The sequence below is a fragment of the Micromonospora sp. ABR4_055 genome, assembly GCF_056160425.1.
On the sequence record NZ_JBSWXD010000008.1, the window covers coordinates 21,328 to 33,275 of the forward strand.

An 11,948-nucleotide genomic window follows, 5' to 3' on the forward strand; every position below is an offset into this window, starting at 1 on the left:
TGGACGGTCAGAAACGTAAACATTCACGTCTTGCTGGCGGGTTTGCTGTTGGGTAGCGTGACTCGCCGGGCCGAGCTGGGGGTGGTTGCCGTCTCGGACCGATCGTGATCTTGTGCCCGGGTGGTTGATCCGGAGGCGCTGTCGCGGGACGAGCTGATCGCGGTGGTCCGTGATCAGGCCGCTCAGTTGGCGGATCAGACGGCCGAGGTGGAACGGCTACGTGCGGAGTTGGAGCAGATCAAGCGGTTGATCTCGCGGAACAGCCGAAACTCCTCGATGCCGCCCTCGACCGATGATCTGCCTGGCCGGTCGGGTAGGAGCAAGCCCGCCGGCGGTGGGCGCTCGGGCGGGAAGAAGCCGGGGCGAGGTAAACAGCCCGGTGCGCCGGGATCGTATCTGCCCTGGTTGGACGAGGCCGACGTCCGGGTGGTTGACCAGCGTCCGTGCGGGCCGTGCGAGTGCGGGACGGACCTGGCGGGGGCTGTCGACGAGGGGGTGGTGTCGGCCAGTCAGGTCACCGACGTGCCGCTGGTCACCGCGTCGACGGTGGAGTACCGGCAGTACCGGGTCCGGTGCGGCTGCGGCCGGAAGCACGTCGCCGCCCCGCCGAAGCAGGCGGGGGTGGGTAACACCCGGGTGTACGGGGCGAACCTGCGCGCTCTCGCCGTGTACCTGCTGATCGTGCAGCACGTGCCGGTCGAGCGGTGCGTGCGGCTGATCGCCGATCTGGCCGGCACCCGCGTGTCGGCCGGGTTCGTCCACAAGGTCCTCGCCGCCGTCGCGGCGGCGGTGACCGACATCGTCACGATGATCAAGGCGTTGATCACCCTGGCCGAGGTGGTCCATTTCGACGAGACCACGATCCGGGCGGGTGCCGCGGGCCGCAACGGGTACGTATGGTCCGCGTCGACCGGCCGGTACACCCTGTACGCGCTGGCTGAGCGTCGCAGCGGCGAACAGTTCCGCACCATCGGGATCGGGCCGGCGTTCACCGGGGTCGCCGTGCACGACCGGTACACCGTCTACGACCAGGCCGGCAACTTCGCCGACGGGGTGCGGCACCAACTGTGCCGCGCACATCTGCTCCGCGATCTCGAAGACGCGGCCGAGACCTACCCCGACCACGTCTGGCCGGTCCAGTGCCAGCGGGCGCTACGCGGCCTGATCCACGCCGCGAACCTCGCCCGCGCCGCCGGACAGGCCGAGATCGACCCCGCCGTGCGTGACCCGCTGGTCCGCGAGTTCCGCGACGGCGTGATCGTCGGCCGTAAGGACGTCCCCCGCGTCGGCGGCCCCCGCGACAGGCAGCCGCCCGGCCGCAACCTACTCGAGGATCTCCACCACCGCCACGACGACGTCCTGCGGTTCTGCTACGACACCACCATTCCGCCGACGAACAACCTCGCCGAGCGTGACCTACGGCCGAACAAGACCCAGCAGAAGATCTCCGGCCGGCTCACCAGCGAGAAAGCCACCCGCGACCGGCTGACCATCCGCAGCTACCTATCCACTGCGGTCAAACACGGCGTCAACGCCATGACCGCACTCCGCGACGCCGTCACAGGGAACCCCTGGATGCCGCAGACCGCCCACATCCTCCAGGGCTGACCCCGCGCCCTCACAAGAGGTGAATGTTTACCGGTCAGAAACGTGCCCTCGTCCTCGTCGAGATTGAGTCGGCACATAACGTCGAGCCAGATGGGGGACGCTGCGGCCGACCTCATCCTGACCGGTTGGGCGGTGATGCCGGTTAGTTGGGTGCCGACGATCGCATGGTGTTGATCGGGTGCGATCCTGGCTGCGATCGTCGCTGAGTCGCAGACTGTGTTGTTGAGAAGTATCCGCAGGTTCTCGGCAAACTGTCGGGACTGCTCGATGAGCGCCTTATTTGTCGAATTCGCCAATGGAGATCCACAGCTTTTGTGCTTCCAGTGAATCGAACTGCCGTGCCCTCGCCATCTCGGCGAGTTGCTGGTATGTGATATGCAGTTTATCCAATGCCTCCTGGACTGCTTGCTTCCACTCGGAGGCATTGAGTTCGGTGACAGTTGGCCCGGGAAGGTTGGCGGCAGTCATTGTGACCTCCCAGAGTTGATCATCGTCTGGTTGGGCATGGCTCATCTTAGATGCATCCACCCATCTGCGCTACCCGTCGTAACCTACCTGACACGCCAGATGAAACGATCTGAGTTGATGTGCGGTACGGCAGCAGAAATGATCATGTCGTGACCAGCGCTGACTCCTCCGACTGGGCTATCCAAGCCGGTCGTTTCGGTGTCTTTCCAGAGTCGTCCGCTGCTTGGCGGCTATCGTGAGAATGCTTCCGAATTCACTACTTATCTGATCAACGTTTTTGCTGGTGGTGAGCGCGAATCCTTCGTGCGGGTGGCTCCAGGGCCGAGCCTGGGCGGCTAAGGGCCGGACGCTGCGAGGAAGGTTGCAATGTCGGCGGCGATCCGGTCCGGGTACTCGCCGTTGATTGCGTGCGAGGCGTCCGGGTAGACGATCACCGTCGCCTCGGGTACTGCCCGCTCGGCGACCTCGGCCGCTTCGGCCGTGTCGTGCATCCGGGACTCGCCGGCGAGCAGCGCCAGCGTCGGTGTCCCTACCCCGGACAGATCCTCAGGCGTGACCCGGTGCGGTGCGGAGAGCTTCAGTGCGTACGTCTGCATGCCGGCCTCGATCATCCGGGCCACCGGTACGTCCTCGACCGGGGCGCCGTTGGCGGTCCAGCTGGCGAAGTCGTCCCGCCAGGACCTGGGAAACCAGCGGACACTGGCCGGGATCGACCGGAGGATCGCCTGCCAGGACAGGTCGGCGAAGACCAGGACCGGGTCGAGCAGGGTGACACTGGCGACCTTCTCCGGTCGGTGCACCGCCAGGTTCATCGCGGTCCAACCGCCGATCGAGAGCCCGACCAGGTGGATGGCCGGCTCCGGCAACTCGATCAGCACCTCGTGCAGCCACTGGGCGTGGTCGGTGGGGGTCTCGATCGGCCGCTGCTGGATGCTCATCCCCGGCTCGCCGAGCAGGTCGATGGTGTAGACGCTGCGCAGTCGCAGCAGTGCGGGCAGGTTGTCGGCCCAGACCGGCGAGGCCGCGGCTCGACCCGGCAACAGCAGCAGCGGATCGGCGTCCGGCTCGGCGCCGGCGAAGTGGTAGAGCCGTACCACGCCGTAGCTGGTCCGTACGTCCAAGGTCCGGTCGGCGCTCGGCAGGTCCGCCATGGCCCGGTCGTACGCGGCGAGAAAGCGGTCTGCGGCGGCGGCCGAGGTGAAGTGGCCGACCGGCGTGGGGGTGCGGACAGCGAGGCAGCCGGTCAGTAGCGCGATGGTGGCGATCAGGGCGGCGATGCCGACGACAAGCCAGCGTCGGCGGCGCAGGCGGGGGAGTAGGCGGCGCATCTGGGCTCCTCTGCGGGCGTGCGCTCCGGCTGTCGTCGATCTACCGTACGGTCAGAAGTCTAACCACGCGGTGGAATTTCTGCCCGACAGGTAGGCTCGGACTCATGTCATCGACCGGCCCGGACCTGGCAGGCAAGCCGCTGACGATCACCGAGCGGGCGCGGCGGGCGCAGTTCGTCCAGGTGACCATCGACCTCGTTGCCGAGCACGGGTACCGAGGGGCCTCGCTGGCCCGGATCGCCGAGGCCGCCGAGGTCTCCAAGGCGGCCGTGCTCTACCACTTCCCGACCAAGGACGCCGTGCTCCGGGCCGCCTACCAGACGGTGATCGACGCGCTCACCACTGCGGTCGGCGCGGCCGTCGCCGACCAGTCGGGTGCCGCCGCGCTGTACGCGTACATCCGGGCGCTGGTCGGCCACCTCGACGCCCGTCCCGATCACGCTCGCATGATCATCGAGGCGATCACCGCCGACGCCGGGATCACCGACAGCCCGGACGACGAGGGTCGCCGGGCGGCGGTCGCGGGGTTGATCGACGCGGCGACGGCGGCCGGCGACTACCGCGCCGACGTCGATTCCCGTGGTACGGCCGTCATCGTCAACGGGGCGATCGACGCGATCGTGGCGCAGCGCCTCGCCGACCCCGGCTTCGACGCGGCCGGGGCCGCCGACACGCTTGCCAACCTGCTCGACCGAGCGCTCCGTTAGTCGGTACCCCTACCGAGAGCCCCGGGAATGATCGTATTGCGAGACGGCGTCTCTGTTGACGGTCGACTTGTGCTGGCCTAGGCTGGCGGACACGACCACCCAGCCGCAGGAGAACGCCATGATCCGAGTTCCGCAAGGTGCTGGATTGCTGGTGCGCGGTTACGAGGAGCCGCTGCGGGTCCACCCGCCGCGTGAGGGCATGCGCCCCGGGACCGCCGCCGGGGATCCGCAGACCCCGTTCTGATTGTCGAGTACGCCCGTCTGTCGCACCCCGGCACCTGACACGCCGGGCGACACGGCGGGCTCGCCACACCTGTCCTGACCGAACCGGTCCGCGCACGCCACCGCGCGTCGCATCCGGGACACCGGCCGACTCATCCATCAGAACCGACGACCCTCGGAGCGCATCATCATGACGACCGCAATCGACCTGGCCCCGATCTCCGGCCCGTCCGCCTGGCGCGGCGACGAGCTGAGCAAGTCCACCGAATGGATCTACCACCTCAGCGACGCCGAGCGGACCGAGTTGGAGACCGTCGGGCGCAAGTTCGTCGCCGACGACCCCGACCTGCGTACGGTCACCGCTGCCGACTACCCGCTGCCGGTCTGCGCCGGCCTCAACGCCGAATGTGCCCAGCAGATGGACTCCGGCCGCGGCTTCATCTTGGTCCGCGGGCTGCGCACCGAGGAGTACGGCGACACCCTCGCCGGAGCGATCTTCTTCCTGATGGGGCTGCACCTCGGCGTACCGATGGGGCAGAACCAGATGGGTGACGTGCTCGACCACGTCATCGCCACCTCCAACAAGACCCTCGACGACCCGTCGGCGCTGCCGTCGCGGGTGCGTGACCGGCTGCCGTTCCACTCCGACAGCTCCGACGTCGTCGCGCTGATGTGCCTGCGCGCGGCGAAGGAGGGCGGGGCGAGCAGCCTGGTCAGCGGTACCACCATCTACAACGAGATCCTGCGCCGCCGGCCGGACCTGGCGCCGCTGCTGTTCGAGCCGTGGCACTGGGACTGGTACAAGCAGGACCACGACGCCCCGGCGAAGACCTACCTGTCGCCGATCTGCAGCTACGTCGACGGCATCTTCAGCACCTACGCCGGCAGCTCGATGATCTTCTCGGCGCAGGACTACCCCGAGGTGCCCCGACTCACCGAGGCGCAGATCGAGCTGCTGCACCTCTACGACGAGATCTCCCAGGAGCCGGGCCTGGCGCTGGACATGAACTTCCAGCCCGGCGACGTGCAGTGGCTGCTGAACTACGCCGCCCTGCACTCGCGGACCGGCTACGTCGACTACCCCGAGCCGGAGCGTCGCCGTCACCTGCTGCGGCTGTGGCTCAAGCGCGACGTCGGCCGCCCCCTGGTGGACGGCTTCGGCAAGAACGTCGTCAGCGACCGGGGCGCGGCGGACGTGGTCCCGGGCGGCCGGTTCCAGATCGCCGAGGCGGCCGAGGTGAACATTGAGTGGGGTAACTGACCACTCCCGGTACGTGGACGGCCCGCCGCGCTCCAAAGTCGTAGCGCAGCGGGCCGCCCACATTCCACTGACCGGCGCCGGTGAAATGGCAGAGGGGCGGGACCGTTCAACCGTTCCCGCCCTTCGTCGTACCACTGCGGTCAGAGGTCGAGCACCAGGCGGTCGGAGCTGCACCGGCCGACGCAGATCATCATGCTGCGCCCGGCGGCCCGTTCGTCGGCGGTGAGCAGCGAGTCGCGGTGCTCCGGCGTGCCGGCCAGCACCCGGGTCTCGCAGGCCCCGCAGTAGCCCTTCTCGCAGTCGTAGGTCAGGCCGGGTACGGCCTCGCGCAGCACCTCGATCATCCGCTTGTCCTTCGGCACCCGCAGGGTGACCCCGGTGCGGGCCAACTGGACGTCGAACTCGGTGTTGGCCGCCGGGTCGAACGCCACCTCCAGGTCGTCGCCAGCGGCGAAGCGCTCCACGTGCAGCTGCCCGGTGCGTCCGGCGTCGGCACACACCCGCTCCACCGCGTTGATCATCGCGCCGGGTCCGCAGCAGTAGACGGCGGTGCCGTCGCCGACGCCACCGATCAGCCCGGCCAGGTCGGGCAGCCCGGCCTCGTCCTGCGGTAGCAGCGCGGCCCGGTCGCCGGCGAGGGCGCCCAGTTCGTCGGCGAAGGCCATCGAGGCCCGGCTGCGGCCGCCGTAGACGACCCGGTACGGCGTACCGCGCCGGACGGCTTCGCGGACCATGGCGAGGATCGGGGTGATCCCGATCCCGCCGGCCAGGAAGAGGTACTCGTCGGCGTCGACCAGCGGGAAGTGGTTACGCGGGCCGCGTACCGTCAGGGTCGCGCCGGCGGCGGCGACGGTGTGCAGCTCGACAGAGCCGCCGCGCCCGGCGGCCTCCCGCAGCACGCCGAGCCGGTAGCCGCTGGTGTCGGCGGGATCGCCGCAGAGCGAGTACTGCCGGACCCGGCCGGACGGCAGCCGCACCTCCAGGTGGGCGCCGGGTGCCCAGGCCGGCAGCGGTGCGCCGTCGGCGGCGGTCAGCCGTACCTCCAGCACCTCGTCGGCGGCCCGGGTGACCGCCCCGACGACCAGTTCCCGGTCGCCGCCGGGGCGGGTGAGCGCCGGGGCACCTCCGGCCGCCGCGTCGGCGGCGCGGCGGCCGGAGGTGAACACGGCCGGGATGGCGTCCCAACCGGTCTGGTTCCCCTTGGTGGGGTAGCCGACGAGGCCGTCTTCGACGACCCGGTAGTCCGGCAGCCGGGTCAGCACCTGGGTGATCATTTCGCGGAACATCAGCCGGGCCAGGTGGGCGCCGGCGCACCGGTGGCTGCCGATGCCGAAACTGAGGTGCCGGGTGGCGTCGCGGTCCAGCCGGACCTGCTCCGGCTCGGGGAAGACCGCCGGGTCGTGGTTGGCGGCGACCCAGGGGATCAGGATCCGTTCGCCGGCGCTGACCGGGCAGCCGCCGACCTCGGCGTCGGCGCGGGCGGTACGGGCCATCGACTGGGACGGCGCGAAGACCCGCAGGAACTCCTCGGTGGCGCCGTCGAGCAGGTCGGGTGAGTCGATCAGCCGTTGCCGCTGTTCCGGGTGGCGACTCAGGTGCACCAGGGTGGAGCCGGTCAGCGAGGTGGTGGTGTCGACCCCGCCGGCGATCAGCAGGCCGATGACGGAGACCAGTTCGTCGACGCCGAACAGTTCGCCGTCGGGTCGGCGCTGGGCGACCAGGTAGCTGACCGCGTCGTCGGCCGGTTCGGCGCGCCGGGCGTGGATGAGTTCCCGGATCCGTTCGTCCATGTACGCCAGGCCCTGGCCGCCCCGGATGGCGCGTTCGCTGCCGGGCAGGGCGGCGAAGATGTCGTGGATCGGCTTGGCCAGCTTGGGCCATTCCGCTTCGGGAAAGCCGAGCCAGTCCAGGGTGACGGCGGCCGGCAGCGGGTTGGTCAGGTCACGGACGAAGTCGACCGAGCCTTCGGTGACGAAGTCGTCGATGATCCGGGTGGTGTGCCGGGCGATCATCGGGGCGAGTTTCGCGACCGCGTCCTGGGTGAGCAGCGGGTTGATCAGGTCGCGGTAGTCGCCGGCGGCCGGCGGGTCCAGCTCGATCGGGTACTGCTCCAGACCCGGCCCGCGGGGGATGACGATGGCGGTGCCGTCGCCACCGGCGGCGGCGCGGGCCGAGGAGAAGGTGTCGTCGTCGCGGGCGACGCGGACCACGTCGGCGTACCGGGTGGTGTAGACGAAGCCACCGTGCGCGTCGGTCCGGCCGACCGGACATCTGTCGCGGTACGCCCGGTAGTAGCCGACCGGGTCGGCGTTGCACTCGGCGGAGTGGTGGTCGAACGGTGCCGCGGAATGCGGGTCGGACGGACCCGCGATACGAGATTCAGTCATGGCGGGCGAGCTCCACATGTGCTGACTGCCGCGCGGTGTTTCCCAGCCGCGCCACTGGGTGTCTGGAGCCGAGGGTAATCCCACTCACATGGCGAGACAACGTTTCGCAATGGGACACGCTCGGGTCAGAGCGTCAGGACGGCCTTGCCGACGGTGCCGGAGCGTACCGCCGCCACCGCCTCGTTGATCTGCTCGAACGGGTAGTAGCTGAGCAGCCGGTCCACCGGGAAGCGGCCGGCGGTGTGCAGGTCCAGCAACTTCGGCAGGAACACCTGGGGCAGGCTGGCGCCGCCGATGATCCCGGTGACGCTGCGCCCGTTGAGGATGCTGCGCCAGTCGAAGCTCATCCGCTCGCTGGGGCCGACCCCGACGACGCCGCACCGACCCAGCGGGCCGAGCGACTCGACCGCGGTCCGCAGCACCTCCTCGCGCCCGGTGGCGTCGATCGCGAAGTCGAATCCGTGCGGGGCGATCGCGGCGAGCAGCTCCTTCGCGTCCCCGGTGCGCGAGTCGACGCCGTGGGTGGCGCCGAGCAGCCGGGCCGTGTCCAGCTTGTCGGCGTTGACGTCGACCGCGGCGATCGTGGTGCAGCCGGCGATCCGGGCGGCGAGGATCGCCGCCACGCCGACCGAGCCGGCACCGAAGACGACGATCGACGACCCGACCGGCGGGCGGAGCACCTTGAGCACCGCGCCGGCCCCGGTGCCGAAGCCGCAGCCGAACGGCCCGACCAGCCGCAGGTCGATCTCCTTGCTGATCGGCACCACGGCGCGGGCCGGGGCGACCACGTGGCTGGCGAACGACGACTGGCCGAGAAAGTGCCCGTTGACCGGTTCGCCGTCGCGCGACAGCGCGCTGCTGCCGTCCGGGCGGCGGCCGGCGAAGTTGACCGCGTCGAAGCTGCGGCAGTACGCCGGGCTGCCGGTCAGACAGAGCGGGCAGGTGCCGCACGAGGTGAAGCTCATCGCCACGTGGTCGCCGGCCGAGACACCGGTGACCCGCTCGCCGACCTGCTCGACCACGCCGGCACCCTCGTGGCCGAGCACCGCCGGGGTGGGGAAGAAGTTGGCGAACTCCAGGTCGGTGCCGCAGATACCGACGCTGTGTACGCGTACCAGCACCTCGTCCGGGCCGGGTCCGGCCAGGTCGAGCTCCTGCAGGGTGAACGGTCCACCCGCGCTGTCCAGTACCGCCGCCGTGACCCGCACGCAAATCCTCCCGGTGTACTCACAAAGCGAGACTGCATCTTGACATGCGGAACATGGAGGGTCAAGGATTCCACCATGGCTGACCTGGACATTCCCGCTGCCCGCCAGCTGATCGACGGTGCCTGGGAGGCAGCCGCCGACGGTGGCGAACTTCCGGTGCTCGACCCGGCGACCCGGCAGAGCATCCAGCCGGTCGCCCGGGCCCGCGCCGTCGACGTGGACCGTGCCGTCGCCGCCGCCCGCCGGGCCGCCCCCGGCTGGGCCGCGACCTCGCCGAGCGAACGCGGCGCGGCGTTGCGCCGGTGGGCCGACCTGATCGCCGCCCACGTCGAGGAACTTGCCGTCTATGAGGCCCGTGACGTGGGCAAACCCCGCTCCGGCGGCCGGCTCAACATCTACATCGCGCAGGGCATCGTCGACTACTTCGCCGGCGCGGCCGACAAGCTGACCGGGGTCACCCTGCCCACCCGTACCCCTGACTACTTCGGTTACACCCGCCCGGAGCCGTACGGCGTCTGCGCGGTGGTGATCCCGTGGAACGTGCCGGCCGTGCTCACCGCCGCGAACGTCGCCCCGGCGCTGGCCGCCGGCAACACCGTGGTGCTCAAGCCGTCCGAGATCGCCCCGCTCGCCCCGTTCGCCCTGGCCGAGCTGGCCCGGCGGGCCGGGCTGCCGCCCGGGGTGCTCAACGTGGTGACCGGGCTCGGCCCGGAGGCCGGCGTGGCGCTGACCGGCCATCCGGACGTCGACCACATCAGTTTCGTCGGTTCGACCGTCACCGGCCGGGCGGTGATGCGGGCCGCCGCCGAGCACCTGGTCCCGGTGAAACTCGAACTCGGCGGCAAGTCGCCGAACGTGGTCTTCGCCGACGCGGACCTGGACACCGCCGTACCGGCGATCGTCGCCTCGATCACCGAGAACGCCGGCCAGAACTGCTACGCCGGCTCCCGGCTGGTGGTCGAGGAGTCGATCCGGGCGGAGGTGGTCGAGCGGGTGGCCGCCGCGATGGCCGAGGTCCGGGTCGGGTCGTGGGAACAGGACCTGGACATGGGCCCACTGGTCAGCCAGGCCCAGTACGAGCGGGTCCGGGGGTTCCTGGCCGAGGCGCCGGGCTCCGGGGCGCGGCTGGTCACCGGCGGGGAGCCGGCCACGGCCGCGTTCGGTGACGGTTGGTACGTGGCCCCGACCGTGTTCGACGGCGTCGACGAGACGATGCGGCTGGCTCGCGAGGAGATTTTCGGCCCGGTCCTGGCCGTGCAGGGCTTCCGGACCACCGAGGAAGCGGTGTCGATCATGAATGGCACCGACTTCGGCCTGCTCATCTGCGTCTGGACCTCCGACGTGTCCCGGGCGTTGCGGGTGGCCGGCCAGGCCCGCAGCGGTCAGGTGGCGGTCAACCAGTTCCACGACGCCGGGGTGATCGGGTTCCCGTTCAACATGCAGAAGGAGAGTGGGTTCAGCCGGGGCGGCGGGTACGCGGCGCTGCGCGAGTACACCCAGGAGAAGGCCGTCGCGGTCCGGCTGCTCGATCGATCGCCGACGTGACCGGGGCGGCCGACCGTCCGGTGCCGGCCGTCCGGCCCCGGCTGGCCGTGGCTGCCGAACCGACGCCGGCCCAGTTCGCCCAGTGGCTGACCGACCTCGCGTTCGGCGGTGCTGGCTGGCCGGTGCTGCTGGCCCGGCTGGCCGAGGCCATCGGCCGGGACTGCCGGCTGGTCGCCGAGACCGGCGAGCTGCTGGCCACCAGCGACAGCACCAGCGGCAGCGCGGTCGCCGACCCGGTCGAGCTACGCGGCGACCGGGTGCGCTGCGTCGACGGCTGGCTCGGCCGGTCGGTGCCGGTCGGGTCCGGCAGCCGTCGGCTCGGTGCCCTGCTGCTGGCCGAGCCGGTCGGGGCCGGCCAGCTCGACTACGCCCGGGCCGCGGTCACCGCACTGCTCATCGAGGCGGTACGTCGGGAGCCGCCGCAGCCGCCACCGCCGGTGGGCGCTGACGGGCTGCTGCGGGCGCTGCGCGACGGCACCGGTGACCGGTCCCCGGCCGGCCAGGCGGACCTGGTGCGGGCCGCGGCGGCGTACCGGTGGCGGCTGGACCAACCGCACGCGGCCGTGGCGCTCGGCTACACCGGCACCCAGCGGCGCCGGTGGGCGTCCGCGTTGACCTGGCTGGACCGGCCGGTGCTGGCCGACGGAGGGCTGGGCTGGACCCTGCTGCAGGGTGACGCCGAGCGGGAGGTGGTCCGGCTGCGCGGCCGGTTGGAACAGATCGTCGGTGCCGGCCAGGTCCGGGTGGCCGGCGGCCGGTCGGTGACCGGCCCGGCCGCGACCCCGGACTCGTTCCGGGACGCCCGGCTGCTGCTGCGGCTGCTGCTGCGCAACAGTCCGGCGGCTGCGGAGCCGGCCGAGCTGCCGTTCGAGCGGGCTGGTCTGGCGCAGCTGCTGCTGGCCGTGCCGCCGGACCGGCTGCGCTGGTACGTGGACCGGCACCTGGGGCCGATCGCGCAGCGCGACGACCTGCTCCGCACCCTGGACCACTGGCTGGCGACCGGTGGGAGCAGGCAAGCTGTGAGTGAACAACTACATCTGCACCGTAACTCCGTCGGCTACCGGGTGGGTCTGATCAAGCGGCTACTGGGGGTGGATCCTTTGCATCCGTCGACTGCTGCGGTGCTGCGTACCGCGCTGGTCGCGCGGGAGCTGCTGATCGTCGTCGCAGACGGCGGATAACCGCAGGTCGATGGCGACTTCCGCCCGGTTGTG

10 protein-coding genes are annotated in these 11,948 nt (G+C 70.7%); 6 read left to right on the plus strand and 4 right to left on the minus strand.

Annotated elements, in window-relative coordinates; genetic code table 11:
* The first annotated feature begins 120 nt into the window (after positions 1-120).
* Entirely contained in the window at positions 121-1,608 is a 1,488-nt protein-coding gene (gene tnpC / locus ACXAHD_RS04265) for an IS66 family transposase (protein ID WP_281551111.1), read from the plus strand.
* A 276-nt stretch (positions 1,609-1,884) separates the two neighbouring features.
* Here tnpC and ACXAHD_RS04270 read toward each other — a convergent pair whose 3' ends face one another.
* Positions 1,885-2,076 carry a hypothetical protein gene (locus tag ACXAHD_RS04270; protein WP_278170824.1) on the minus strand — a complete coding sequence of 64 codons (192 nt, stop codon included), beginning with the start codon at positions 2,074-2,076 and terminating at the stop codon, positions 1,885-1,887.
* Between the two features lie 335 nt (positions 2,077-2,411).
* Positions 2,412-3,404 carry an alpha/beta fold hydrolase gene (locus tag ACXAHD_RS04275; protein WP_281551110.1) on the minus strand — a complete coding sequence of 331 codons (993 nt, stop codon included), beginning with the start codon at positions 3,402-3,404 and terminating at the stop codon, positions 2,412-2,414.
* A 104-nt stretch (positions 3,405-3,508) separates the two neighbouring features.
* Between ACXAHD_RS04275 and ACXAHD_RS04280 the strand changes: the two genes are divergently transcribed.
* From ACXAHD_RS04280 to ACXAHD_RS04290, 3 genes are all read left to right on the plus strand, one after another.
* Positions 3,509-4,111, plus strand: coding sequence for a TetR/AcrR family transcriptional regulator (locus ACXAHD_RS04280; protein ID WP_281551109.1), 603 nt, complete (start codon positions 3,509-3,511; stop codon positions 4,109-4,111).
* Between the two features lie 118 nt (positions 4,112-4,229).
* A complete protein-coding gene (locus ACXAHD_RS04285) occupies positions 4,230-4,355 on the plus strand; it encodes a hypothetical protein (RefSeq protein WP_255500449.1) in 126 nt (41 codons plus the stop codon).
* Positions 4,356-4,523: 168 nt separating this feature from the next.
* Positions 4,524-5,594, plus strand: a complete 1,071-nt coding sequence (locus ACXAHD_RS04290; RefSeq protein WP_281551108.1) for a TauD/TfdA family dioxygenase — start codon at positions 4,524-4,526, stop codon at positions 5,592-5,594.
* A 140-nt stretch (positions 5,595-5,734) separates the two neighbouring features.
* Here ACXAHD_RS04290 and ACXAHD_RS04295 read toward each other — a convergent pair whose 3' ends face one another.
* Positions 5,735-7,981 carry a cytochrome P450/oxidoreductase gene (locus tag ACXAHD_RS04295; protein ID WP_281551107.1) on the minus strand — a complete coding sequence of 749 codons (2,247 nt, stop codon included), beginning with the start codon at positions 7,979-7,981 and terminating at the stop codon, positions 5,735-5,737.
* Positions 7,982-8,106: 125 nt separating this feature from the next.
* Positions 8,107-9,189, minus strand: a complete 1,083-nt coding sequence (locus ACXAHD_RS04300) for an NAD(P)-dependent alcohol dehydrogenase (RefSeq protein ID WP_281551106.1) — start codon at positions 9,187-9,189, stop codon at positions 8,107-8,109.
* A 75-nt stretch (positions 9,190-9,264) separates the two neighbouring features.
* Here ACXAHD_RS04300 and ACXAHD_RS04305 point away from each other — a divergent pair, with 75 nt between their 5' ends.
* Together ACXAHD_RS04305 and ACXAHD_RS04310 are read left to right on the plus strand one after the other, a co-directional pair.
* A complete protein-coding gene (locus ACXAHD_RS04305) occupies positions 9,265-10,734 on the plus strand; it encodes an aldehyde dehydrogenase family protein (protein WP_475048727.1) in 1,470 nt (489 codons plus the stop codon).
* Positions 10,731-11,915 carry a PucR family transcriptional regulator gene (locus ACXAHD_RS04310; protein WP_281551104.1) on the plus strand — a complete coding sequence of 395 codons (1,185 nt, stop codon included), beginning with the start codon at positions 10,731-10,733 and terminating at the stop codon, positions 11,913-11,915. The genes ACXAHD_RS04305 and ACXAHD_RS04310 overlap by 4 nt, the downstream gene beginning before the upstream one ends.
* Positions 11,916-11,948 lie beyond the last annotated feature (33 nt).